This window comes from Qipengyuania vulgaris, assembly GCF_009827325.1.
GTDB classification, from domain to species: domain Bacteria; phylum Pseudomonadota; class Alphaproteobacteria; order Sphingomonadales; family Sphingomonadaceae; genus Qipengyuania; species Qipengyuania vulgaris.
Genome location: NZ_WTYC01000008.1, coordinates 86,549 through 113,497 on the forward strand (window position 1 = coordinate 86,549; position 26,949 = coordinate 113,497).

General features: G+C 59.8%; 15 protein-coding genes. 8 read left to right on the top strand and 7 right to left on the bottom strand.

Annotation, left to right across the window (positions count from 1 at the left end; translation table 11 throughout):
* Window positions 1–119: 119 nt before the first annotated feature.
* The 4 genes from GRI69_RS13360 (at window position 120) to acs (ending at window position 5,823) form a co-directional block, all read left to right on the top strand.
* The gene (locus GRI69_RS13360; protein WP_160728770.1) at window positions 120–1,067 is read left to right on the top strand and encodes a GAF domain-containing protein; all 948 of its coding nucleotides are present in this window, start codon (window positions 120–122) and stop codon (window positions 1,065–1,067) included.
* Window positions 1,068–1,208: 141 nt separating this feature from the next.
* The gene (adh, locus tag GRI69_RS13365) at window positions 1,209–2,729 is read left to right on the top strand and encodes an aldehyde dehydrogenase (RefSeq protein ID WP_160728771.1); all 1,521 of its coding nucleotides are present in this window, start codon (window positions 1,209–1,211) and stop codon (window positions 2,727–2,729) included.
* 119 nt (window positions 2,730–2,848) lie between these two features.
* Window positions 2,849–3,580: a TorF family putative porin gene (locus GRI69_RS13370; RefSeq protein ID WP_160728772.1), complete on the top strand. Its 732-nt coding sequence runs from the start codon at window positions 2,849–2,851 to the stop codon at window positions 3,578–3,580.
* Between the two features lie 2 nt (window positions 3,581–3,582).
* Entirely contained in the window at window positions 3,583–5,823 is a 2,241-nt protein-coding gene (gene acs, locus GRI69_RS13375) for an acetate--CoA ligase (protein WP_160728773.1), read from the top strand.
* 161 nt (window positions 5,824–5,984) lie between these two features.
* On the opposite strand, the gene GRI69_RS13380 is transcribed toward acs, so the two are convergent.
* Together GRI69_RS13380 and GRI69_RS13385 are read right to left on the bottom strand one after the other, a co-directional pair.
* Window positions 5,985–8,615, bottom strand: a complete 2,631-nt coding sequence (locus tag GRI69_RS13380; protein WP_237453118.1) for a TonB-dependent receptor — start codon at window positions 8,613–8,615, stop codon at window positions 5,985–5,987.
* Between the two features lie 36 nt (window positions 8,616–8,651).
* Window positions 8,652–11,099: a glycoside hydrolase family 3 protein gene (locus GRI69_RS13385; RefSeq protein ID WP_237453119.1), complete on the bottom strand. Its 2,448-nt coding sequence runs from the start codon at window positions 11,097–11,099 to the stop codon at window positions 8,652–8,654.
* 161 nt (window positions 11,100–11,260) lie between these two features.
* Here GRI69_RS13385 and GRI69_RS13390 point away from each other — a divergent pair, with 161 nt between their 5' ends.
* Window positions 11,261–12,337, top strand: a complete 1,077-nt coding sequence (locus GRI69_RS13390; protein ID WP_160728775.1) for a substrate-binding domain-containing protein — start codon at window positions 11,261–11,263, stop codon at window positions 12,335–12,337.
* A gap of 291 nt (window positions 12,338–12,628) precedes the next feature.
* On the opposite strand, the gene GRI69_RS13395 is transcribed toward GRI69_RS13390, so the two are convergent.
* The 5 genes from GRI69_RS13395 to GRI69_RS13415 form a co-directional block, all read right to left on the bottom strand.
* Entirely contained in the window at window positions 12,629–14,656 is a 2,028-nt protein-coding gene (locus GRI69_RS13395; protein WP_160728776.1) for a glycoside hydrolase family 97 protein, read from the bottom strand.
* A complete protein-coding gene (locus GRI69_RS13400) occupies window positions 14,653–16,278 on the bottom strand; it encodes an alpha-amylase family glycosyl hydrolase (protein WP_160728777.1) in 1,626 nt (541 codons plus the stop codon). The genes GRI69_RS13395 and GRI69_RS13400 overlap by 4 nt, the downstream gene beginning before the upstream one ends.
* Window positions 16,275–18,122: an alpha-amylase family glycosyl hydrolase gene (locus GRI69_RS13405; RefSeq protein WP_160728778.1), complete on the bottom strand. Its 1,848-nt coding sequence runs from the start codon at window positions 18,120–18,122 to the stop codon at window positions 16,275–16,277. The genes GRI69_RS13400 and GRI69_RS13405 overlap by 4 nt, the downstream gene beginning before the upstream one ends.
* Window positions 18,122–19,639 carry a tryptophan halogenase family protein gene (locus GRI69_RS13410; protein ID WP_160728779.1) on the bottom strand — a complete coding sequence of 506 codons (1,518 nt, stop codon included), beginning with the start codon at window positions 19,637–19,639 and terminating at the stop codon, window positions 18,122–18,124. The genes GRI69_RS13405 and GRI69_RS13410 overlap by 1 nt, the downstream gene beginning before the upstream one ends.
* Window positions 19,640–19,710: 71 nt before the next feature.
* A complete protein-coding gene (locus tag GRI69_RS13415; RefSeq protein ID WP_160728780.1) occupies window positions 19,711–22,524 on the bottom strand; it encodes a TonB-dependent receptor in 2,814 nt (937 codons plus the stop codon).
* A 311-nt stretch (window positions 22,525–22,835) separates the two neighbouring features.
* On the opposite strand from GRI69_RS13415, the gene GRI69_RS13420 reads away from it, so the two are divergent.
* The 3 genes from GRI69_RS13420 to GRI69_RS13430 all read left to right on the top strand — a co-directional run bounded on the left by GRI69_RS13420 (window position 22,836) and on the right by GRI69_RS13430 (window position 26,894).
* Window positions 22,836–23,873 carry a LacI family DNA-binding transcriptional regulator gene (locus GRI69_RS13420; RefSeq protein WP_160728781.1) on the top strand — a complete coding sequence of 346 codons (1,038 nt, stop codon included), beginning with the start codon at window positions 22,836–22,838 and terminating at the stop codon, window positions 23,871–23,873.
* A 95-nt stretch (window positions 23,874–23,968) separates the two neighbouring features.
* A complete protein-coding gene (locus GRI69_RS13425) occupies window positions 23,969–25,501 on the top strand; it encodes an MFS transporter (protein WP_160728782.1) in 1,533 nt (510 codons plus the stop codon).
* A complete protein-coding gene (locus GRI69_RS13430; protein WP_160728783.1) occupies window positions 25,494–26,894 on the top strand; it encodes an alpha-amylase family glycosyl hydrolase in 1,401 nt (466 codons plus the stop codon). The genes GRI69_RS13425 and GRI69_RS13430 overlap by 8 nt, the downstream gene beginning before the upstream one ends.
* Window positions 26,895–26,949: the final 55 nt, after the last annotated feature.

Here is a 26,949-nt window from a genome sequence, read left to right on the forward strand (position 1 = left end):
AGTCAGTCTGCATTGCGCCCTACTTTCGGTCATTAGAATGCGCGCGTCTTTCGCCCGTAAGCCGCCTTCGATTCGCGGTAACTCTAGCGAGTTTCGATGAATTGCGATATCCGGAGACGATGGGAGAGCGACACGAAGCGATTGTCGAAGAGGTTTTGCAATCCTCGTCCAGCGCCGCGCATTCGCTTGTCGCGGCGAGTTGGTGTCGTTCCAGCCTCAAGCACGGCCTCGACGCCGGGGCCAATCGCACGCCGGAGCTCGTCTCCGGTAGCGACCTCACGCAACGGCGGCAGCGTCATGACCTGATGCTGGATGTCGCGCGGCCTCTTCTCGACCAGCTGTTCCAGACCGTTTCCGCGACCGGCTGTGCCGTCATGCTGTCCGATAATGACGGTGTCGTTCTAGAAGCGCGCAGCCTAGCAGGGGATCGCGAACTCTTCGACCGGGTCGGTCTGACCCCTGGCGGGGTTTGGAGCGAAAGCCGCGAAGGCACCAACGGTATCGGCACTTGCCTGATTGAGGGGCGGCCCGTCACGATCCACCGCGACGAGCATTTCGCCAGCCGCAATATCGGCATAAGCTGCATGGACGCACCGGTTCGCGATGCGACCGGCCGACTTGTCGGTGCGCTCGACATCTCGAACTGTCGCGACGATCACAGCGCTGCAATGGGCATATTGGTACAGAAGATCGTGCAGGATGCGGCGCGCCGGATCGAGAGCGGCGTGTTCCGCAAGCATTTCGCCGCACACCGGATCATCGACGCCAATTTGCCCGGCGGCGATGCGGCCCTTCTGGCAGTCGATCGCGACGATCTCGTAGTTGGCGCGACCTTTGCGGCGCGACATCGCTTCGGGCTTACGGATGCCTGTCTCGAAGCACGCCGGACGGCTTCGGACATTCTCGGGCGCGACGAAAGCATTTCCTTCCACGACTCGGAAAGAGCCGTGCTGCGGCAGGCGCTGGCGCAGGCTAGCGGGAATGCGACGAAGGCGGCGAAATTGCTCGGTATTGGTCGGGCCACGCTTTATCGCCGAATGGATAAGGCGGGCCTGTTGCGCGATTGATTTGAAAAGCACGGCCCGACTGTCTCAATAGTGAGACAGTCTCACCTCCTCACCAATGGCGCCCTCTGTTAATCCATTAGGTTTGACGGAACCATCATCCTCGCGACCGGGAGGGCCCGGCGATTTCGAGAGGATGATATCATGGACATGCAGACCAATCCCGCCACATCAATGGCGGCACCGTTCGCGGAGCGTTACGACAATTTCATCGGCGGGAAGTGGGTGGCCCCGAAAGACGGGCGCTATTTCGACAACATTTCATCGGTGACCGGCAAACCGGTCGGCAAGATCGCGCGTAGTCAGGCGGCCGACGTCGAGGCGGCGCTCGATGCCGCGCACGCCGCAAAGCAATCCTGGGGCCGCACCAGCGCGGGCGAGCGCGCCCAGATCCTCAATCGCATCGCTGACCGAATGGAGGAGAACCTCGAAAAGCTGGCGATCGCGGAGACATGGGATAACGGGAAGCCGCTGCGCGAGGCGATGGCGGCCGATATTCCGCTGGCCATCGATCACTTCCGCTATTTCGCGGGTTGCATCCGTTCGCAGGAGGGCAGCATTTCCGAGATCGATCACGATACGGTTGCCTACCATTTCCACGAACCGCTTGGCGTGGTCGGTCAGATCATCCCTTGGAACTTCCCGATCCTCATGGCGGCATGGAAACTGGCGCCAGCGCTCGCGGCCGGAAACTGCGTGGTGCTGAAACCGGCCGAACAGACCCCGGCTTCGATCCTCGTATGGATGGAGCTGGTCGCAGACTTGCTTCCCGCCGGCGTCCTCAACATTGTCAGTGGGTTCGGCCTTGAGGCAGGCAAGCCGCTTGCCAGCAGCAACCGGATCGCCAAGATCGCCTTTACCGGAGAGACGACGACCGGTCGCCTGATCATGCAGTATGCGAGCGAGAACCTCATTCCCGTGACGTTGGAGCTCGGCGGCAAAAGCCCGAATATCTTCTTCTCCGACGTGTGCCGCGAGGATGACGATTATTTCGACAAGGCCATCGAAGGCTTCGTCATGTTCGCGCTTAATCAGGGCGAGGTCTGCACCTGTCCCAGCCGCGCGCTGATCCACGAGAGCATCTACGACCGGTTCATGGAAAAGGCGATCGCGCGCACCGAAGCGATCGTCGCAGGCAATCCGCTTGATATGGCGACGATGATCGGGGCGCAGGCATCGTCCGAGCAGCAGGAAAAGATCCTCTCCTATATCGACATCGGCAAACAGGAAGGCGCCGAATTGCTGACCGGCGGTAAGGCCGCTCGGTTCGAAGGTGAGATTGCCGACGGCTATTACGTCGAGCCGACGATCTTCAAGGGCAATAACCGGATGCGCATCTTCCAGGAGGAAATCTTCGGCCCGGTCGTCTCCGTCACCACCTTCAAGGACGACGAGGAAGCGCTCCAGATCGCCAACGATACCCTGTATGGCCTTGGTGCCGGCGTGTGGAGCCGCGATGCGAACACCTGCTACCGGTTCGGCCGCGCGATCGAAGCCGGTCGCGTGTGGACGAATTGCTATCACGCCTACCCTGCCCACGCGGCCTTCGGGGGATACAAGCAGTCCGGCATCGGGCGCGAGAACCATCTGAAGATGCTCGATCACTATCAGCAGACCAAGAACATGCTGGTCAGCTACAGCCCGAAGAAGCTCGGCTTCTTCTAGGCCGCGCCTTCGCCCGGCAGGGGCGCCGATCGCTGCCGGGCCATTCCAGCACCATCAACGGGAAAACCCGCACAAGACGGGCCGCCATGGCGCGCGCCCGAACGAGGGAGGATTGTATCATGAAAAAGTTCGCAGTTCTTGCATCCGCAGCCGCCGTGGCAGCGATCTCGCAACCAGCCTTTGCGCAGGACGGGATGAACGAAAGCAGCGGGCCACCCGCCGCCGATCCGGTCGAGGACGCATCGGGAATGGATGTCAGCCTGACTCTTTCCGCCGCGACCGATTATGTGTTCCGCGGCATCAGCCAGAGCGCCGAGGACCCGGCCGTCTTCGCCGCCGTGTCGGTCAATTATCAGGGCTTCTACGCCGGGGCCGGAACCGAGAATGTCGATTTTCCCGGCATCGACCAAGAATACGATCTCTGGGCCGGCTATGTCTTCGACCTTGCCCCGGCCACCTCGCTCGATGTCGGGGTGGTCCGCTACGGCTATATCGACAGCCCGGTGGATATCGACACGGTCGAGGTCAAGGCTGCCCTGTCCACCTCGCTGGGCCGGACGGGGCTCGGCGTGACGGGATACTGGACCCCGGACTATTTCGGGACCGATGACGATGGCTTCTATGCCGAGGTCAGCGCCGCCCAGCCGATCGGAGAAAAGCTGCGCGTGTCGGGGGCGCTGGGCCATCAGTGGATCGGCGCGGGCGGAGACTATCTCACCTGGAATGTGGGCGCGTTCTATGCCGTGCTCCCGAGCGCCAGCGTCGATATCCGCTATCACGATACCGACACCAACGCCTTCGGCACTCTCGCCGACTCGCGCCTGGTCGGCAGCTTCAGCGTGAGTTTCTGACAATGGCCGCCCCGCTCCGCGTGACCGTAACGGACAGCGCCCACGCTCTGCTCGACGAGATCGCGGAGCGGCACGGCCCCCTCCTCATCCATCAATCCGGCGGCTGCTGCGACGGATCGAGCCCGATGATCTATCCGCGCGCCGAATTCCGCATCGGCGAGCGCGACGTGCTGATCGGCAAGGTCGGCGATATCCCGGTCTATATCGGCAGCGCGCAATTCGCGGCATGGAAACACACCCAATTGATCCTCGATGCGGTCGATGGACGGGGCGGGATGTTCAGCCTCGATAACGGGACCGAGCGCCGTCTCCTCGTTCGCAGCAGGGCCTTCGACGACAAGGAACTCGGCATGATCGACAAAGCCGATACTCTACGCCAGATGCATCATGACATCGCCCGCGACCCGGACGCATTCTGGCTAAATCAGGCACGCCGCCTCGACTGGGAGAGCTTCCCGACCCGCGCGAACGAAAGCAGCTTCGATGCGGACGATTTCGCAATCCGCTGGTTCGCGGACGGCGAGTTGAATCTCAGCGTCAATTGCATCGACCGGCATCTGGAAGAGCGTGGCGATCAGACCGCCGTCGTTTTCGAGGGCGACGAGCCGGGCGAAGGCCGCACGCTCACCTTTCGCGACCTCTATGGCGAGGTCTGTCGCTTCGCCAATGGGCTGAAAAGTTGCGGCGTGGCGAAAGGCGACCGTGTCATCCTCTACATGCCGATGGTCCCCGAAGCAGCCATCGCCATGCTCGCCTGCGCGCGCATCGGCGCGGTGCATTCAGTAGTGTTCGGTGGCTTTTCACCCGACAGCCTCGCCGACCGCATCGCCGATTGCGGCGCAAAGGTCGTGGTCACGGCGAACGAGGGAATGCGCGGCGGCAAATCCATACCGCTCAAGCAAAACGTCGACACGGCCTGTTGCAAGGCCGGTGGGGTGGAGACCATCGTGATCGTCAGACGGACCGATGCGCGCGTTGATCTCGAAGCCGGGCGCGACGTCTGGTGGGACGAACTTCGCGAAACGGTCGATGCCGACTGTCCACCCGAACCGATGAATGCGGAAGATCCGCTCTTCATTCTCTACACCAGCGGTTCGACCGGCAAGCCCAAAGGCGTGCTGCACACCACTGGCGGTTATCTGTTGTGGGTCACGCTCACCACCGATCTGCTGTTCGGCCTGAAGCAGGACGACCTGTTCTGGTGCACCGCCGATGTCGGCTGGATCACTGGTCACTCCTATGTCGTCTACGGCCCGCTTTCCAACGGTGTGGCGACGGTGATGTTCGACGGCGTCCCGACCTATCCCGATGCCGGGCGGTTCTGGGAAACCAGCGAGCGGCTGGGCGTCACCGTGTTCTACACCGCGCCCACGGCCATCCGCGCACTGATGCGCGAAGGTGATGCGCCGGTGACGCGGCATGACCTTTCGAAGCTGCGCCTGCTTGGAACGGTGGGCGAGCCGATCAATCCCGAGGCGTGGCAATGGTATCATCGCGTGGTCGGTGGCGGGCGGTGCGAGATCGTCGATACGTGGTGGCAGACCGAGACCGGTGGCGCGCTGATCGCGCCGGTTCCGGGTGCGATGGAAACGAAGCCCGGCTCAGCCACCAGGTCGCTGCCGGGCGTATTCCCCGAACTGGTCGACGCAGAAGGCAAGGTGCTGGACGGCACGACCGAGGGCAATCTCGTCATCACACAGAGCTGGCCGGGCCAGATGCGCACCGTGTTCGGCGATCACGAGCGCTTCTTCCAGACCTATTTCAGCACCTATCCCGGCACCTATTTCACCGGCGACGGCGCGCAGCGCGACGAGGATGGGTATTTCTGGATCACCGGCCGGGTGGACGACGTGATCAACGTCTCCGGCCACCGCATGGGCACCGCCGAGGTGGAAAGCGCGCTGGTGGCGCACCCCAGGGTGGCCGAGGCGGCGGTCGTCGGGATGCCGCACGATATCAAGGGCCAGGGCATTTACGCGTTCGTCACGCTCAATGCCGGCGAGGAAGGCGACGCGGCGCTGCGCGACGAGCTGAGGGCATGGGTGCGCAAGGAGATCGGACCGATCGCCACGCCCGATGCGATCCAGTTCGCCCCCGGCCTGCCCAAGACCCGCTCGGGCAAGATCATGCGCCGCATCCTGCGCAAGATCGCCGAGGGGAAACCCGGCGAAGTGGGCGACACCTCGACGCTGGCCGAACCGGCGGTGGTCGAGAATCTGGTGGCCAAGCGCATTGAACCGTAAGTTTCTTGAATTGCTACGGCCGCTAAGCACGCATTTTGGCTGAAACCGGACTGACCGCTTCCGGCCCCAAAGATGCCATTCTAGAGTTTGGATGAATCCCAAACGGGGCCGAGAAGCACCAATGTTGATGTCCCGGCCCCAATTAAACATTTGACCATAGCTCAGAAGGTTATTCGCCCTCGCAAGCCATACGTCCGTGCATCGTTGAGGAAACGGATGTTCAGAGACGAGCCGACCAGAGCTTTCTGGGATACCTCTTCGTTCAGGAAATTGCTCGCCCAGGCTTCGAGCCGGAAATTCCCGATGGTATACCCGGCGCCCAGATTCAGCGTAACGAAGCCATTCTGGCGATCGGGGAAGCCTGCTTCCAAGGCGCTTTGGCTCGTTCCATCCAGGAAGACGATATCATCTTCGTTGAACTGTGTTAGGAAAAAGGACGAGCGATAATTTAGCAACGCCTGCCAGTCGAAACGGCCTGCGCCGATATCGAGCCACTGTGACAGCCGTGCACTGAGATTCATCTTGGAAGCCAACGGTAAGCGGTTGCCGACAAGGCTGACGAGAGGAGATTCGCCCCCGGCATCAAAATCCTGCGCGCGCGCATCGGCTACTACACCCTCCGTGATCTTCGTATCGAGGTAAGCAGCGTTAAGGTCGAGCGCGTAGTTTGCCGGAAGCTTCAATCGAAGCTCGGATTCTGCCCCGTATATCCTGGAAGCACCGATATTGCGGTTGACCAGGGAGTATCCATTGCACACCGGCGGCGTCTGGGCTTCGTCGAGATTGATGCAGGTCAGATCCTGAAAAACCTGATCCGAATAATCGTAATAGAAGCCTGTCAGATTGAAAATCGCGTTTCGACCGAATGCATCGAAACTGTTTCGGCTCCCTACCTCGTAGACTACCAGTTCTTCAGGGCTGAAAGTTTCGGGAATGGTAGAACCGTTGAAACTGTCATTGAAGCCGCCGGATTTGTGGCCAGTCGACACCTTCGCATAGAGCATATTGTCCGGGCTGAGATCGAACTCCAATCCGGCGCGCCAGTCGATAAAATCGAACTTGGACTGGCCGATCTGCTGATCGGGAATAGTCAGTTCGACGAAACTGAAGCCCCCCTCGAAGCCCTCCGGACAATCGACAAAACCGTTGTCGATATCGGGACGATCGACGCACGTGCCGTTGGGATTGCTTCCATTGGCGATCGCGCCGATCTGGTCGATCAACGTGTCTCGCAGGCCCGGATTTCTAATACCTTCGAGCAAGAATTGCGCACGGCCCTGAAGCGTGTCGATCGCGCTTACATCGAAGTTCGGGCGGTCAAGCAAGTTGGGCCTGAAGCCCTCGGTTCCCAAACGGGTGCCGAAGCAGCAGGCGAAGTCTTCTCCTCCTAGGGTCAGCGCCCAATTGCCGCCAATACCATACCGCGATTTCTTCTCTTCAGTATATCGCAGGCCGGCGAAAAACCGCAGGCGATCGGTGAAGTCGTAAATCCCATCCCCGAAGAATGCGAAACTCTCACCATTGACATCGGGCATGGTGAACTCGGTACCCGAGTAACAGCAATATCCCCGATCGGCTAACGCGAGGTAGCCGACCGCCTGATCTTCCTTGAAATAGAAACCTCCAAGGTTCCAGCGGAAGCGCTGATCATCATTTGCAGACAACCGGGCCTCGTAAACCTGACTTCTGGACTCAGTCTGCCAGAAATTGTTGGAGAAGTTATCATACTGGAATCCATCCAGGTCCCGGCCTGGATAATCGATGCCTTCGCTACTCGCGTTGGCCTGGTAAAAATCGACCGAACGGTAGCTTCCGGAAAGCTCGGCGGTAAAGGTCCCGAAGTCGTAAGCGAGATTGCCCTGAATACCCCACAGTTCGTTCTCCATGTCACCTTGCATGCCGCGATAGACAACATCCTTGAGGTCCAGCTGATCAGGGCGCAGACCCGTCGCTGTCACCGCGCCAAAGATATTCGCTCCGGGATAGCCGGTTCCCGTTTCCATTCCGTAGTCGCCCACGATCGAAAGGCTCAGGCGGTCGTCAGGCTCCCACAGTAGTGAGAGACGTCCGGCGTAATTCTCTTCCAACCCAGCCGGCTTGAGGCGGCTCGCCTGCTCACCAGTCGAAACGTTGCGGAACCCGTAATCGCGGTTGATGTAATAGCCGGCCGCGCGCACGGCGAGCGTATCTCCCAGCGGGATATTTAGAGCGCCTTCAGCCCCGTAGGATGAACGGTTGGCGACTTCTGCCTGAGCGTACCCACCAAACTCACCCAGCCTTGGCTTCGCGGTGATGATATTGAGCGTGCCGGCCAAGGCGTTACGGCCGTAGAGAGTGCCCTGCGGCCCTTTGTTTACCTCGACCCGCTCCAGGTCGTAAAACATCAGGCCCAAGCCGCGCGGTCGCGGAATGTAAGTGCCGTTGAGATGCGGCGCCGCGCCGGGATCACCTAATTCGGTATTGTTCGAAGAGCCCACGCCGCGAATAAAGATTTCGACGTTGCCCTCCTGGTTCGCAATGCTGAGGCCGGGCACCGCGACCTGAAGTTGCCGGAGTTCGACGATCCCATCTTGTCGCAGCTGTTCGGAATCGAGAGCCTGTACGACTCCCGATACCTCCTGGAGGCTCTCTTCGCGGCGGTTGGCAGTGACGATGATGACATCGCCGCTTCCTTCTTCAGCCGCCTCATCTGCGGGTTCCACTTCGTCCGCGGACTGGGCGGAAGCCGGCATCGCGGCAACCGAACAAAGCAGCATGGCGCCGAATGTCCCGGCGGATTTAATTCTAGTCATTTTGTCCTCCCCTTCAGCCGCTCCTGTGCGGCCTATCTACTGGCATGAAAGCTGACCGCCCGTTGGCGATATGATGCGCGCCGACGCGAGCGTGATGTCGAGACGGCCATCGGTGACGAGCATCAGCGGTGTATCTACCCGGCTCATATCGACACCCGCCTCTGCAAAGCAGCTCAGCGGGAGCGATACGCGCGTCCAGCGCCCTGTTTCTGCGACTTTGGTAAGGAGCGCCTGAAGCGGAAATCCGCCGACGCAGGCGTTACCGCAGGTCATTAGAAGATCTACGTTTTTTGAGGGTCCTTCATCGACCTTGAACTCTAGTTCGAGAGCGAGGCCGCCATTGGATTGGCGCGTCAGATCGCTTGGAGCGTCTTGCACGATGGCGGCGGCTGCCCGTCCTGAGCCTGTCCAGCGCAAACGAACCGAATCTTCTTGCGCATTGCGATCCGCACCTTGCGCGGTGATCAGGTCCGGAGCAGGATTGGCAGCAAGTTGTCCGGGTACGCCTATTCGTAATTGTCGGCCCGCGCCTGGTCGCCCGCTCGCGAACAATTCGTTTTCATCCGCCGGGGCAGCGCGAGCCCGATCCTCAGGAAGTCGTTCTAATTCGCCATTTTCGCCTGTAGTTAAACCAAAGCCGTACGGAAACAGCGGATCGTAGTTCGCATCACCGACATTAACATTTGTCTGATCGCTCGATCGTGGCCAGCTATAGGACAGCTTTCCTGTGAATTCCTTCCTGCCGAAAAGCAAGTCTGCCACACCTCCGCCCTCGGTGCCTGGAAGCCATGCTGCGACAAAGGCGTCGGACGCATTGAGGAATGGATTAACCCACATCGCCCGCCCGGAAAGAAACACCGAAACCGTCGGGATTCCTTTGTCCTGAAGCGAGTGTAGCAGGGCGAGGCTGTTTGCATCGTCGTACCCCACATCGGGACGGTCACCCTGGAATTCGGCGTAGGGGTCTTCGCCGAAAACGACGATCGCAACATCCGGCTTGTCTGAATAAGTACCATCAGGAGAAAGCGTGGCGGTACCGCCGGCCGCAGCGGCCGCGACTTCAATGCCTTCCCATATCGACTGTGCGTTGGGAAAATCGGACCGCTTCGTGCCGGTGCCCTGCCAGCTCAGCGTCCACCCGCCGGTCTGTTTGGTCAAATTGTCAGCGCCGTCGCCAGCAACGAGCACAGTTGCTCCGGGATCGAGCGGCAGTACGCTGGCTTCGTTCTTGAGCAGCACTAGGGATTTTTGCACGGCCTCGCGAGCAACGGCGCGATGGTCGGCGCTACCCAAGCGTTCGAATTCTCCAGCATAGGGACGAGAAGAGGGCTTACCCGATTCGAAGAGACCGGCTCGCAGCTTCACTCGCAGTATGCGGCGCACTGCGTCATCCAGTCGCTCCATCGGCAATATACCGCTGCGCGCGTCCGCCAATGTGGATTCGTAAAGGCCCTTCCAGCTATCGGGCGCCATATACATATCGAGCCCGGCGATAATTGATTTAGGACAATCGGTTGCCGAACATCCAGTTACCTGGCCATGGCCATTCCAGTCGCCAACCAGAAAGCCGGAGAAGTTCCAGCGGTCTTTCACGATGCCGGTCATTAACGACTGGTTGCCGTGCATCTTGGCACCGTTCCAACTCGAGAAACTGACCATTATCGATTGGACGCCCGCATCAATCGCAGGCAGATAAGGCGGACTGAAAAGATCACGCAGTTGCGCCTCGTCAATTCGGGCATCACCCTGATCCTTGCCGCCAGCGGTCCCGCCATCGCCGAGAAAATGCTTCGCAGTGGCCACAATATGCGGACCGCGCAGCCAGTCTTCGTCCCCAATCTTGCCCTGCAGCCCTTCGATCAGTGGCGCAGCGTAAGAAGTCGCGATTTCCGGCGTTTCACCAAATCCTTCATAGGTTCGCCCCCATCGATCATCGCGCACGACCGCAAGCGTGGGAGCAAAAGTCCAATCGAGCCCCGTCACACGCATTTCGATCGCGGTCACTTCGCCGATCCGACCTATCAGCTCAGGATCGTTGGCCGCACCAAGCCCGATATTGTGAGGAAAGAGTGTGGCACCAACTATGTTGTTGTGCCCATGGACGGCGTCACTTCCCCAGATCACCGGGATCCGGGGTAAGCTGCCATTCCGCTTCATTGAGGCAGCATAATAGGCATCCGCCGCTTCCAACCATTCTGTGGCAGGAGCGTTATAAGAGCCGGTTGGCGTTGAATTGCCTCCGTTGAGAATCGAGCCGAGATGATACCGATAGACGTCATCTGGTGTTGCGCTTGCGATGTCTGCCTGGATGATCTGTCCGACCTTCTGGTCCAGCGACATTTCAGCGATGAGCGCATCAATCCGGCTCTCTATCGTTGGATCCAGAGCCGGCCCCGAATCAAGCGCGGACCAGAGTTGCGGGTCTGCCACAGCACTCGGATTTGCCTGCGCTGCTGCCGGCCCTGCAATTGCAGTCGTCCCCATTGCAATTCCTACGACCGAACACAGAAATGTCGTCCTGCGACGCATCACAAACTCCCCCTCCCACATATGACAACGTTTACCGTCGTCCTGACAACGTTTACTGCGCTGCATCGACACAAGTCAAGTGACGCGCTAATCAGGAGCTTTATGGGTCCCGGCAGGTGACGTGGTGTAGGTATTCTTTCGGAGGTTCTGTTATTTCCAAACGCTCCACAATCGTCGATGTCGCAAACCTCGCCGGAGTTTCAATCAAGACAGTTTCACGCGCACTCAACGATGCGCCGCACGTCAGTGCTGACGCACGCGAGCGAGTGAAAGCTGCGGCTGCGGAGCTCGATTACCATCCGAATATCGCCGCTCAGAGCCTCATTGCCCGGCGCAGTTTTCTTATCGGACTGACTTACGAGCGGCCCAGTCCCAGCTATGTCGTGGAGTTGCAAAACGGTGCGCTCTTGCGGCTGGAAGATTCTCGGTACCGTTTGGTCGTTCTACCATTCCGGGACATCGCGAAACGACCGGTCGAGTTTGGTCGCCTGCTTATGCGAGCTGGCCTCGATGGCATCGTCCTTGCTCCTCCTGCCTGCGATCAGGATGATCTTCTGGACATGCTCGATAGGCAGAAATTGCCCTACGCCCGGATCACCCCCCACCTAAACATGGATCGAGGGATTGTGATGGCAATGGATGAGGTCGCGGCCGGTCAGGCCGTCGCTTCCCACCTCCTTGCGCTTGGCCATCGACGTATCGGCATAATAATGGGCGACCCGTTGCACGCGGCGAGCGCCGCCCGCATGGAAGGCTATCGTCGTGCCTTCGCCGAAGCGGGAGCGACAATCGACGGCAATTTGATAGTGACTGGCGACTTCACCTTCGATGTAGGTCATGCCGTCGCAAGAGAGCTTCTCCGCCGCACTCCGCAGCCGACAGCCATTCTAGCGCAGAACGACGACATGGCCGTGGCCGCAATAGCAGCGGTACGTGACTGCGGTTTATCCGTTCCTGAAGACGTTTCAGTTGCCGGCTTCGACGATTCCGAGGTCGCGCGCACCGCGTGGCCCCAGCTTACCACCATTCGACAACCGGTTTTGCAAATGTCATGGGACGCGACCGATCGGCTTATCACTTCGCTCGAGACAGATCCTGAAAGTCTCGACGAAAACGCATTGTCATATTTTGGCCGCGGCGATCATCCTCACGAACTGGTCGTGCGCGGGTCTACTGCCCCGCCGTCTGCCTGAGTGGATGAATCGCAACTATCGCAATCGATCAAGACACGCTGTCTCGGGGCCATTCTGAATTTGCGGTTGGGATGATTGAGTGGCAGCTAAATGGGGTCAGGCACCCGAAACCGGACGTTCAGCAAACGGCCCCAAAACAGTCAGACCGCTCCTGGCGAAAGCAGTCGGTCAGCTAGGCGCCCCCAATTCCGACATTCGAGGTCGGAATTTAGCATCCCCAAAGCGGAACGTCCGCTACGGGAGGATCGGCCACGCCGCCCAGCACAACGACGCACGGATGCTTGCGCTCGTTCACCTCGCTGTCGGTATCAGCCTGACTGCGAAGCCGCCACCCGGCTCCATGCGCAGGTCGAGCGTGTCTTCGGCAGTCAACTCACGCGTTTCGATCACAATATCGAAACGCGTTGGTCCTTCGAAGTGTGAGGTGTCGGCGTCGCGGTAGATTTCAGCGCGATAGGTCGTGACCACGTCAAGGAAATCCAACGATAGCGAAACCTCGCGCGCAACGGCATCGGTGCCGCCGCCGAGGTACCATTCCTCGCTGTTCCGATCTTTGCGTGCGGTGACAACATATTCGCTGATTTCGGCCTCGAGAACACGGCTTTGCGCCCAGTCTGTCGGCACATCCTTGATGAATTGGAACGGTGCGGGACGCCCTTCATAGTGCTCAGGGAGATCGGCGACCATCTGGATCGGCGAATAGACTAGAACATATTCGGCTAGCGCGCGCGCCATGGTCATCTGCAGCGGTTGCCCGCGCCCTTCGAGGCTGAGGATGCCCGGCGTGTAATCCATCGGGCCCGACAGCATACGCGTAAAAACCAGCGTCGGAACATGGTCCGGACCGTTGGGTGGCACTCCCCAGGCGTTAAATTCCATGCCGCGCGCACCTTCGCGGCTAACCCAATTGGGATAGGTCCGCCTGAGGCCGGTGTCCTTGACCGGCTCGTGCGGGTTCATCGCGATTTCGCGCTTCGCCGCTTCGGTTATCACTCGCAAGTGATGGCGTTGCATCACCTGGCTTTCCGTACACTCACGAGTCTCGCGCCCGTCGGGATGGATATAGCGCAGATTGCAGGCATCGGCGACGTAGCCGGACTTGATCGTTTCGACGCCGCGTGCTGCCATAAGGTCCAGCCCGGCTTCTAGCTGGCTTTCGTAATTGCCGACATCGCCGCTCGTCTCGTGATGACCGACGATCGGAACGCCCTTTTCGGCGGCGTAGCTGGCCAGTTCCGCGAAATCGTAGTCGGAATAGCTTTCGGTGAAGCTGAATTCGGCGCCATTGAAGAACCAGTCGCCGTCCCAGCCAATGTTCCAGCCTTCGACCAGCACCCCGCCGAACCCGTGTTCAGCGGCAAAATCGATATAGCGCTTCACATTCTCGGTCGTCGCGCCATGCTTCGGCCCTGAGCCCCAACTCTCTTCGTTGAGGTGAAGGGACCACCACACTCCGACATATTTGTGCGGTTTGAACCAGCTTACATCGCCGAGCTTGTTCGGCTCATTGAGATTGAGTTCGACCAGGCTTTCGGCGAGGCCCGACGCATCTTCTGCCACGCGGATCGTTCGCCAAGGCGTCATGAAGGGCAGATCGCGTACCGCACGCGCCGCGCCGGAGCCAGTCGGCGCGAGCGTGGCGCGAAAATTGGTCCCGGTGGTGCGCTTGACCCACATGCCCGCAAAATCGAGCAACGCAGCTTCATGGATCGCGACATGTGTGCCGCTGTCCAAGCGGAAGGTCAGTGGGGTATGCGCCAGCGATACCGCATCGATCTGGGTTTCTTCGTAGAGATATTCGTAGCGGTTCCATTCGCCGCCCGGGATCCACCACGCGGTGCCGTTCTGCGCTAGGTTGAACTCGGTCAACTCTTCGGCGACGCGCAGGGTTTTACCCATGCTCCCGTCGTCGAAGACGTAGCGGAAGGCGACCGCGTCGTCGAAAACGCGGAAGGTTACGCCGAAACGACGCCTTTCTTCGCTCCCTTCTTCAAACCGGACGGTAAGCTCGTTGTGATGATCCCGCACGAAACGCTGCTCGCCCCACGGCTGCTCCCAAGTCTCATCGCGGCTTGCGCGGGCCGCGCCGGTGATTGCAAGGCGGCGCTCGAGTTTGTCTTGGTCGGTCAGCAGGAAGCCAAGGCGGCTATCGGTGACCACCACCTCGCTGCCCTTGGCGATCCGATAGAAGGGTCGCCCCTCGCCATTAACGTCAACCGTGACGCTGATAGCGCCATCAGGCGAAGTGACAACTTCTTCGGCGAACGCTGCAGAACCGCCGCACATCGCGAGGGCTACGAGGACAAGAGAAAATCTCATAGTTCGATCACCAAGGCGCTGAACGGAGGAAAGCCGGCACCGCTCGCCCCATTCGCAGAGGCCAGCACCGTACCGATCGAGAGCTCGCTCGGCGGCGCCACGGCGAACGAACCCAGGTTGAACAAGCAACGGACAGATTGGCCGTCCGCGCTTCGTTCGATGACTAACAGATCACCCACTGTCCCACAGCGATCGATCGCCCCGTGGTGCAACGCCGGATTATCGCGCCGAAGGGCGAGCATGGCACGCGTATGGTGGAGGAGCGATCCTTCGTCGGCCTCTTGGGACGCGACGGAAAGCTGCGCATTTTCCTCGCCGACCGGCAGCCAAGATTCACCTTCGGTAAATCCGGAGTGCGCAGGCGAAGCCTCCCATGGCATGGGCGTGCGGGCTCCGTCTCGGCTCAGCGTGAGGGGCCAGTTGGCGATGGCTTCGGGATCTTGTAGTTGCTCGAAGGGAATATCGAGCTGCGTGAGGCCTAGTTCCTCGCCGTAATAGAGGATGATATTGCCGCGGAGGCACGCGAGCAGCGTCATTTTCATCCGCGCAGCTTCCCTGCGGTCGGCGGCGCTCCACCAGCGGCTGATCGCGCGCGGTGCATCGTGGTTTTCAAAAGCCCAACTCGGCCAGCCTACACCCTGTTCATCCGGCCATTCCGAAAGCGCCGCGCAAATCGCGCCCGGCGTCAGGTTTTCGGCATAGAGGAAGTTGAAGCCATAGGCCGAATTGAGATGCCGTTCTCCCTCGGTGAAGGCTTTCATCTCCGCGTCGGCCTCGTCGCCCCCGACTTCGGCGACGGTGAAAATGTCTTCGTACTCGTCAGTCAGCGTGCGGATCCGCTCAATGAAGGCCGGAATGGCGGGGTGCGACATATTGTGCTTCTTGAGCTGGAAGTCGAACGGCCGCGTGCGCGGTTTGTCGGTGGCTGGTGCGGGCGGATTGTCACGCAATTCGGGATCGTGCATCGCGAAATTGAGCGCATCGATCCGAAAGCCGTCGACACCGCGGTCAAGCCAGAAACGCATCACGCCGAGTACCGCATCCTGCACATCGCGATTGTGCAGGTTGAGCTGCGGCTGCGAACTTAGAAAATTGTGCAGGTAATATTGCGCGCGTCGTGCATCCCAGGTCCACGCCGGCCCGCCGAAGACCGATTGCCAATTGGACGGCGGCGACCCGTCAAGCTTGGCGTCAGCCCAGACATACCAATCGTTCTTCGGGTTGGCGCGGCCCAAGCGGCTTTCTGCAAACCAAGGATGCTCGTCGGATGTGTGCGAATAGACTTGGTCGATCAGGACCTTGAGGTCAAGTTCGTGCGCACGGGCAACCAGTGCGTCGAAATCGGCGAGCGTGCCGAAGATCGGATCGACATCGCAATAGTCGGACACATCGTAGCCGAAGTCTTTCATCGGCGACTTGAAGAACGGCGAAATCCAGATCGCATCGACGCCAAGCGACGCGACATGCGGAAGGCGCTGAGTGATGCCCTGCAAGTCTCCGATGCCGTCGCCGTTCGAATCCTGGAAACTTCGCGGATAGATCTGGTAGATCGCCGCCCCTTTCCACCAAGGACGATCGACCACTGCTGCGTTCTCCGCGCCAAGTGCTTCGGCAGGATTCATTCTGCGACCTCCGAAACTCGGCAGATAGCCCAGCCGAACGCAGGAAGGGAGACCGGTGCGCTACCCGGGGCACTGATAGCAGCCGGACATGTACCCGCCAGTGTGTCGAAGCTGCGTGCATCATAACCGAGCGCGATATTGGCGCTGCGCTCGGCACCAGCGGTGTTGAACGCTGCAAGATATTCGTCGCCGGTTTCCGGATCGAAGCGGCTAACAGCGAAAACGCCGGGCTCCTGCCCATAGTGGCGCACCACCTGCTTGCCTTGCGACAGCGCGGGGTGCGCGCGACGGACGGCCGAAATTGCGGCGATAAGTTGGAACAGCGGATGGCCCTCGTCGAAATTGCTTTGCGCTGTCGTCGCATCGGTTCCGATTAGGTCGTTGTCGTTGTAGCTGGCGGTTAACGAAGGAAACATATCCTCGCGCGCTGCCTGATCATTGCCGTCGCCGACGAAACCCTGTTCATCACCATAATAGATTACAGGCGATCCCCGCAGCGTCAGCAGCATGGCATGGGCGAGCTTCGTGCGGGCGAGCATCTCGTCCGCTTGGATATCTTCATTGTCCAAGCGCAGCATGGTGGTGAAACGACCCATGTCGTGATTGCCCAAGAAGGTGGGCATGGCGAGCGCAGCTTCTTCTCCGCCTTCGTAAAGTACATCGCCATCGAAAAGTTCGTTAAGAATGTAGGTGCCCTTGCCCTGGCTCACCACCTCGCGCATCGCTTGCTGAAAGGCGAAATCCAGCACGGCGGGAAAGCCGTCGCGGCGGGTGTACTGAGCGATGTACCCGTTGTTATGATCGTCGCGGTAGACTTCGCCGAAGATGTGGAAATTCGGGATGCCGCTTTCACGCGCGGTCTCCAGCATGGCAGGCACGAAGGCCTGCCAGAATTCTGGATTTACGTGCCGCGCCGTATCCACCCGGAAGCCATCGATGCCGGTGTCGCGAATCCAGTCGGCATAGATGTCGATCATGCCTGCAACTACGCGAGGATGCTCGGTAAAGAGATCGTCAAGGCCGGCAAAGTCGCCGTGACGGCTGCTCTCGCCGGTGAAGGTCGTGTCGCCACGATTGTGATAGTAGATTGGATCGTTGAGCCAGCCTGGGACCTTGACCTCGCGTTCGGCCTCGGGAACGACAGGCGTATAGGCATAGGCCGGATCGGTCAGACGGGCGAAATTGGCTTCGCTACGGTCCTCGTCCCCCATGAAGCCTTCGTTGGTCGGCTGACCGCCAACGCCTCCGCGCCGTGAATAGGGAAAATCGCCCTTGCTGCGATAGACATATTCAGTCGCCTCGCCCTCGGCAAACCTGATGACGTCGGCGGTGTGATTGGTGATGATGTCCATATAGACCTTCATCCCGCGAGCGTGGGCGGCATCGACGAAGGCCGAGAATTCATCGCGTGTACCGAAATGCCCGTCGGGACGGGTGAAATCGGTGACCCAATATCCGTGATAACCCGCGCTTTCGTTCCCCGCGGGGCCCTGAACGGGCTTGTTCTGGAAGATCGGGGCAAACCAGATCGCGGTTACGCCGAGCCCTTCGAGATAATCGAGCCGCTGTGTCAGGCCGGCAAGGTCGCCTCCGTGGAAGAAGCCTTTGTGGGTCGGGTCGTATCCCGTGGTCAGGCGCCCGCCCGTGAAATCGCCCGTGTCGTTGGTCGTATCACCGTTCTCGAAACGGTCGGGTAGCACGAAATAGACGATTTCCTCGCTCGGCAGACGATCGCGAAAAGAGCCTGCCGAAGCTTCCGGCGCCAGAGGGATTTCCTGAGCAGTGGCGCACGCGGCAAGGCCGATTGCGAGGAGTGGGAGCGCAGTACGGAAAGTACGGATCATCAGGCGGTCTCCATCTGTTCGGGCGCGGCGCAATGGCGCGCGAGATATTTGTCGTGTGTCGGCATGCTGCCCACCACCTGGTCGGCGGCGCGCTCTGCGAGTTGGATGAGCTCATCCAGTTTGTCCGGCGCAAGGCCACCGGCGACAGGATGATAGGCACGCGGTGTCACGCCTTGGCCCAACAGGACTTGCATCCACCCGGTCTCGGTGAACAATTCCTCGTGTTCGCGGAAGATGCGTCCGCTCTCCTCGAACAGAGCAATCCGGTGGTCCAGCCCAGCGGGAATCTCCATCGCAGCGCAAGCCTGCCAGAAGGGCTCCTGTCGTCCGTTTCGATGGTAATGGAGTATCAGGAAATCGCGGATTGATTCCCATTCGAACCGCGTCTGACGATTGAATTCGGCCACATCGGCTTCGGCGATCCGGTCACCGGGAAGCAGTTTGAGGAACCTGTCTACAGCCGCCTGGACCAGGTGGATGCTGGTCGATTCCAGCGGCTCCATGAAACCCGCGGCCAGCCCGATCGCGACGCAGTTCTTGTGCCAAACCTGACGCCGCATGCCGGTGGTGAACCGTAATTGCCGCGGCTCGCCGGTCGGCTTGCCGTCCATATTGGCGAGCAGCATTGCCTGCGCTTCGTCGTCGGATAGGTGGGCGCTTGAATATACATGCCCGTTGCCGGTGCGGTGCTGCAGGGGAATGCGCCATTGCCAGCCGGCCTTGCGAGCGCTTGCCCGGGTATAAGGAAGCGTAGGCGAAGTTGCTTTGCAATGCACGGCGATGGCTCGGTCGCACGGTAGCCAATTGCTCCAATCGTCGAACGGCACATTCAAGGCCTCGCCGAGCAACAGGCTTCGGAACCCGGAGCAGTCGATGAATATGTCGCCATCAATGGCGATACCATTGTCGAGATCGACACCTGAAATATGCCCGCTCTCCGGATCGAGGCGAACGTGCTCGATCTTGCCTTCCACCCGGTTCACTCCGCGCGCCTCGGCATATTTGCGCAGCAATTGCGCGTAGAGCCCCGCATCGAAATGATATGCCCAAGCGAGATTGTTCGACGGACCATTCGGCGCAGCGTTCAGCGGCGCGAACTTGTGCGCATAAGCCGCCTTGGCGCCGGGGCTGAAGTCCCAGATCGATTTCTCGCCGCCTTCCGCCGCATAGCGGAGCCAGAACTGGTAGAACGGCAGGAATGCGAGGCCGCGCCCCATGCCGCCAAATGCGTGCATGTACCGATGGCCTTCTTCGCGCCATCCATCGAATTCGATGCCCAGCTTGAAGGAACCCTGCGTGGCCTTGACGAACTCCTCCTCTTCGAAGCCCAGCGCCCGGTTGACGAGGCGCAGCATGGGAATGGTCGCTTCGCCTACGCCAACGGTACCGATGGCATCTGATTCCACGAGCGTGATAGAATAGCGGCTATCCAGAAAGCGGGCGAACAGCGCACCCGTCATCCAGCCCGCCGTGCCGCCACCGACGATAACAAAACGTGTCAGCGGATTATTCGCCATAGCGCCCTCGCAAGTCTCGCAGCGGGTCGATGCACCCCGGGAAGAGTATTCCGGGGTGCATCTAATGCAGATCAGAACTTGTAGGTGAAGCCCGCGAGGAACCGGCGACCATATTCCTGGTAGTCGATCACAGCTTCGGGAACCGGCACGTTGAATTGCGACACGAAGGGCTGGTTGGTCAGGTTCTGTCCCTGTAGGTAAACCGAGAGGCCTTCGAGTGTGCTTCCCGGCTGAAATTCATAGCCGATCTGCGCATCGACAATGGTCTCACCGCGAGCAAGACGGCGGGTGGGCGATCCGCCGAAACCGGTGAAGTCGGCGAGGAACTCCGAGCGGTACCTTACACTGCCCCGGGCACTGAAACCGTTGAGGTCGTAGTAGAGAGTCCCGTTCGCTACCCACTCCGAGTATCCCGGAATTTCGTCGATATCGCCGTTGGCATTCTCGATCTTGGTCTTGGTATACCCGACCCCGCCGGTTACGCCGAAGCCGTTGAGCGTTTGGCTGAAGACATCGAACGGAACGGTTGCGGACAGCTCAGCGCCGTAGAAATCGCCGCCGCCCGTGTTCACTTCCGTGTCTAGGTAGCCGATCGTGGTCGCTGGAGCTTGGCCAGCTGGAAGCGGGAAGGCCGCGTAATCGAATATGGTTCGCGAACCGTCGATATAACTGACGAGATCCTTGTAGAAGACTTGCGCAGCAATCACGCCCGCGCCGCCGGCAAAATATTTCTCTATGTTGAAATCGACGGCATTCGCACGATAGGGGCGAAGCCGTGGATTGCCGCCGCCGCCGCTGATGAACGGGGTCAGGCCGGTCGGGCTATCGGCTTCGTTGTTATTGATGCCATAGCTGATCGCGACACGCAGGTCGTCGAGTTGCGGGCGCTGTATCTGGCGGCTGGCCGCGAGACGGAAAACCCAGCCGCTATCGAGCCGAAGCGATAGGTTGGCACTTGGCAAAACGTCCCAGTAATTGTCGCCCAGCGAAAGGTCGACACGGTCCTGCACCCCGTCGCCATCGACATCGGTAAAGGCCACGCCGGTCGAATTCTGCTCGGTATTTATCGCCTGCACACCGAAATTCCCGGTGAGAACGCTGGCGCCGAATTCCTGCTCGATGTCCATCTGCAGATAGGCGGTCATCAGCTTTTCGGTGATGCCGTAAGCCTTTGCGGGAACGTCGTTCGAAGGGTTTGCTTCGAGGAATAGTGTGCCATCAGCAATCAGGTCGCGCACGTCGTAGCTCACGATGGGTCCAAGCCCGAGGTAGTCGAGGTTGGTGTTGCGCAGCAGCGCACCTTGCGGAATAGCCACTTCGGTCGCGCCATTGGGAAGCGACACGAAAAACTCGTCCGGTGTCAAATCTTTGGAACGGTCGGTATAATTCAGGCCGAACCGGACCGCCGAGATGAAGCTATCGATCTCCTTGGCGACACCGAGGCGATACTGGAACAGTTCGTCTTCGATGATGCGGTTGTTGTAATACCCTGCCTGCACGCGGTCTCCGCCCCAGCCGAGCGGGTCGGTCAAGACTATGAGGTTCGGGTCGCTGTAATCCAGGGTCGGATTGAAAGTCGTGCCATTGGTATCCGACACGAAGTCGATCGTGTCGGACGGACTGGTTCCGTCACCTTGCGGATCGAAGCCGTCACCGTTGTAGCCAGTGCCCGAATAGCTTTCGATGCTCAGTTCGTTGCGATCGGTGCGCGAATAACCGAAGTCGAAGAACGCGCTCCAGCCGTCGTCGCCCTCGTAATCGAGGTTGATCCCGCCGGAATAGAGATCGGCCTGACGCTGGAAGACGTCATTGCGAACGACCCCGCGGACATCGGTAAAGGTGCCGCTGGTCGCGAACTCGCCGAACTCGGTTGTCGTCGTCGATCCGGTCGAAGGATCAAATGGGTCGACATCGAAGCCGGCGCCGAAAGCTAGTGGCAGTTCGATGCCGCGCTTGGTCTGGTCGTCATCGAAATTCGAGTAGAAGCCATCTACCGTGACCATGAAGTTGGGCGAGGCTTCCCATTGCAGCGTGCCGTTCACGCCGAAACGCTTGAGCTGGGTGGAGGTTACAAAGCTCTTGCTGCCGCCGATGACGAAGGGGTTGGCGGCAGTGCCTTCCCCGGCATAGCCCCAAGCGTTGAATTCCTGAAGCTGGTAGGGTTCGTCGGTGTAGGCCGCCGAAAGGGCAACCCCAAGGGTATCATCGGCAAACTGGTCGATATATGTCGCGTTTACGCGGTAGCCGAATTCCTTCGACCCAGCATTCAGGGCGCCCAGATCTGCGTAGGAACCCTTCGCGCCAATCGCGAAGACCTGCTCGGTCGCTTCGAGAGGGCGGATGGTGCGAACGTCAATCGTGCCGACAAGACCTTGGCCAACGAGGCTGGCGGAAGGGGTCTTGTATACCACAACCTGGTTGACAATTTCCGATGGATACTGGTCGAACTCGACCGCCCGGTTGTCCCCGGTCGAGGTCTGTTCGCGGCCATTGAGAAGGGTCTGCGAGAAGTCGGGTCCGAGGCCGCGGATCGCGATGACGTTCGCGCGGCCGTTGAGACGTTGCGAAGTCACACCAGGAAGGCGGGCGATCGATTCACCGATCGAATCGTCGGGTAGCTTGCCGATGTCTTCTGCCGTGACTGACTCTAGAATGAGGTCGCTATTGCGCTTTTCGGCCACTGCCGTTGCCAGCGATTCCCGGAAGCCCGAAACGATGATGACTGTACCATCGTCCTCTTCATCGGCGACGGGCTGTCCTTCTTCGTTGACATCCGGGGTTTCCGGTTGGGTCGTCTGGGCTGCCGCGAAAGCCGGGAAGCCCCCGACGAGTGCCAGGGCAACGGCCGACGCGCTGACGCCGGTAAGGTGCTTGCGAAATGCCATCCTACAGTCCTCTCCCTAGGCCCCTCCCGAAGGAATGTCCGGCGGGGCCATTTGAAAATCCTCATGCGAGTCAGGAGATACGTGCCCCCTGCTTTGCTCCCTAAGTATGTCTCGCGATTGTCATACGCATAGACGGCATACGTATACGCAGGTCGTGTGGAGCGCCGGCTTGATGCCGATCGGCAACAGGGAACGTTCACAGCCCAAAACCGGCACGAATCTGCGCAGAACCGCAACGGAAATTTGCTTTGGCTGAGGGCGCTGCCTAAGATCATCGGCAAGGGCCGCATTCGGTCCTTCCGGGGAGAGACATGGGACGCAAGCCTACGGGACGGCCCACCAGCTTCGATATCGCTTACGCGGCCGGCGTCTCGCAGCCTACGGTCAGTCGCGCCTTGCGCGGAGACCGCGCAGTGAGTGAAAAGACGAGATCGAAGATCGAACAGATTGCGCGCGATCTCAATTATACCGTCGACAAGAACGCCTCTTCGCTTCGATCGCAACGGTCCAACACCATCGCCCTGCTGTTCTTTGAAGATCCGACGCCGGACGAAAGCATGATCAACCCTTTCTTCCTCGCGATGCTGGGATCAATCACGCGTGCCACGGCAGACCGGGGGCTCGACCTGCTGATTTCCTTCCAGCGGATGGAGGACGACTGGCACGTGCAGTACCAGGACAGCCACCGCGCCGATGGTCTCATCCTGCTAGGATATGGCGACTACACAAAATATCGGGAACGGATGGATCAACTGGCGCGTCAGGGTACGCATTTTGCGCGGTGGGGTTCGGTCTCTAGCGACAGCAGCGGGGTCACAGTCGGGACTGACAATGTCGAGGCGGGGCGCCTGGCCGGCGAACACTTCTTGGCAGAAGGGCGCCGCAGGATTGCCTTTCTGGGCAATGCGGACGAGCACTATCCCGAATTCAATGGCCGATATTCGGGCTTGTGTTCGGCACTCATCGGCGCGGGTATCGAGCCTGATGACCGCCTCCAGTTCGATGCGCTCACCACCGAAGAAGAAGGGTGGGCCGCCGCGCGTGCGCTGCTTGAAAGCGGGCAGGAATTCGATGCAATTTTTGCTGCAAGCGATCTCATCGCGATCGGAGCGATGCGTGCGCTGTCCGAAGCGGGGCGCAGGGTCCCTGAAGATGTGGCGGTGGTCGGCTTCGACGATATTCCCTCGGCCAGCCTTACGACTCCGCCGCTTTCGACCGTCATGCAGGATATCAGGGGAGCGGGCGAAGCGCTGGTCGAAACACTCCTCGCGCAGGTGGAAGGTCGGGACCTGCCGCCGCGCAGGTTACCGGGTCGGCTGATCGTTCGCGGCAGCAGCGTGCAGCGATAGCGTATTCGTATACGTAGTGGCCTCGCGCTACTCTTCGTGCCAGCAACTGGCGGATGGGACCGGGCAGCAGATCCGGCCGGGACGAGGATATCTGTATGGACGCTACCGCTAGCCAGAAGCCCCGGCAGGGCTTTGCCGGCCTCTGGAACATCAGCTTCGGCTTCTTCGGGATCCAGATCGGCTTCGCATTACAGAATGCAAACATGAGCCGCGTATTCCAGACCCTGGGCTCGAGTATCGATGACCTTCCTGCCCTGTGGGTAGCCGCGCCGCTGACCGGCCTGATCGTCCAACCTATAATCGGTCACATGTCGGACCGGACCTGGAACCGTCTGGGCCGCCGCCGTCCTTATTTCCTTACCGGTGCGATCTTCGCTGCCTTGTCGCTGTTCCTGATGCCGCTCAGCCCTGCGTTTGGCGCCCCGCTATTGTTCGCTGCGGCGATGCTCTGGATGCTCGATGCGTCGCTGAATGTTTCCATGGAGCCGTTTCGCGCCTTTGTCGGCGATATGCTTCGCACCGACCAGCACAGCGCAGGTTATGCCGTCCAGACCGCTTTCATCGGAGCTGGCGCTGTTGTTGGCTCGATTTTCCCTTGGTTTCTCCAACAGCTTGGAGTGAGCAATGTTGCGGCGGATGGCGGACTGCCCGACACTGTGAAGTGGAGCTTCTGGGGCGGGGCAATTGCCCTCTTCGCTGCTGTGCTGTGGACCATCGTGACGACCCGCGAATATTCGCCAGAGCAAATGGCGTCCTTCGGCGGTCACACGCTCGAGGAGACCGGACAGCCCGTACGTGCGCTGGCAGCAAAGACCTATCTTTCCAGCTCACTTTGGATTGCCGCGGGCCTCGGGGTGATTGTGCTGGTCCAGTCGCTGGAATTGCAGAAGGAAATGCTCCTGCTCGGTGCCTTGCTGGGGGTTTACGGCCTGCTCAGCGCAATTGCGATTTCGATGGCCAAGCAGGGAAAATCCACCAACATGCTATCCAGCATCGTAGGTGACTTCGCAGGTATGCCGGAAGTGATGAAGCGGCTCGCACTGGTCCAGTTCTTCAGCTGGTCGGCGCTGTTCATCATGTGGATCAACACCACGCCGGTGGTCACGCAATACGTCTTCGGGAGCACCGATACGGCGAGCGCCGCTTACAATGAAGGTGCGAATTGGGTGAATGTGCTCTTTACGGTCTACAATGGTGTGGCCGCGGTTTCCGCACTGGCATTGCTTCCGATTCTAAGCCGCAAGGTGGGGCAGGTCATGACCCATTCGATCTGCCTGACGCTCGGCGCGCTCGGCTTTCTGATGTTCTTCTTCGTTCGCGACGCACAGTCGCTGTTGCTCGCAGAAATCGGCATCGGCATCGCCTGGGCCAGCATTCTTGCCATGCCCTATGCCATTCTCGCTTCGAACCTGCCGCAGGCGAAGCTTGGCATCTACATGGGGCTATTCAACATCTTCATCGTCGTGCCGCAATTGCTGGTGGCAACGGTCATGGGTCAGATCATGCTCTGGCTGTTTCCCGGCGAGCCGATCTGGACGATGCTCTTCGCAGCTGGATCGTGGATCGTCGCCGCTCTCGCAATGCAGCGGGTCAAGGCCGCCATTCCGCAGGAGAATGCACATGCGTAAGCTCCTCACTACTACCGCCGCTCTCGCATTCCTTGCTGGCTGCGCACAGACCGGTGAGGCCCCGGTTGCATCGGCTTCTTCATCGCCATGGAAACCGCAGAGCAAGGTGAGCATCCAGCATCCGGAGTGGTCACGCGATGCCGTGCTCTACCAGATTAACACTCGCCAGTTTACCGAGGAAGGCACGTTCAGGGCTGCGCAGCAAGAACTACCCCGGCTGAAGGATTTGGGAGTCGATATCCTCTGGCTCATGCCGATCCATCCGATCGGGTTGGAAAATCGCAAGGGTACGCTCGGCAGTCCCTATTCGGTTCAGGATTATTACGCTGTGAACCCCGAGTTCGGGACAGAGGAGGACTTTCGCGCCTTCCTTGATGCTGCGCACGAACAGGGCTTCAAGGTCATACTGGACCTCGTCGCCAATCATACCGCATGGGATAACGATCTCGCGAAACAGCATCCTGAATGGTACGAGAAAGATTGGAAGGGTGCGTTCCGCCCCACGCCATGGTGGGACTGGTCCGACATCATAGATCTCGACTGGTCGCAGCCCGGCGTGCGTGAGCATGTCGGCGGCGCGATGGAATATTGGGTGCGCGAATTCGGGGTGGATGGCTATCGCGCCGATGTAGCCGGCTATGTTCCGCTAGATTTCTGGGAGACGATGCGGGCTCGTCTCGAAGCGATCCGTCCCGTGTTCATGCTTGGCGAGGTACAGCAGACTGCCTTCCACTTCGGCGCTTTCGATGCCACCTATGCTTGGGACTGGCACAACACCTCTAAGAATGTCGCGCAGGGCAAGGGCAATGCCACCAGCTTCTATGGCTATTACGCCGAGAACGAAAGCCTATGGCCACGCGACGCGATGCGTATGACCTACATCGAAAACCACGACAGCAATGCGTGGGAAGGTACGATGGATGAGAATTACGGTCCGGCGTTGGAAGCGATGACCGCGTTGTCGTTCGCTGGCGAAGGCTTGCCGCTGATCCACAATGGCATGGAGGCCTGCAACGCCAAGCGGCTCGCGTTCTTCGAGCGCGACCCGATCGATTGGAATCAGAGTGCAAACTGCGCCTATGGAGACCTGCTGAAGGCTTTAATTGTTTTCCGCGAGACCAACTCCGCGCTCGCCAACGGCCATTGGGGTGGCCGAATGCAAAAGGTGGAAACCGACCGCCCCGAAAGAGTGTTTGCATGGGTGCGCAGGAACCACGAAAACAAGGTTGTGGCGTTCTTCAACTTCAGTGAAGAACCGGTCACGATCAGGCTCAAGAGCAAGCTAGCCAATGGCACTTACATTCGATTCAAGACCAATGAATCGGTAACCTTGCGGGCGGGCGAGAATCTCGACCTGCCAGCTTGGGGGTACCTTCTGTTGGCCGACGATTAACGGCCCATCAGAGGCAAAAGCCTGCAAAGCCGGAAACTTGCTCCCGGATCCACTC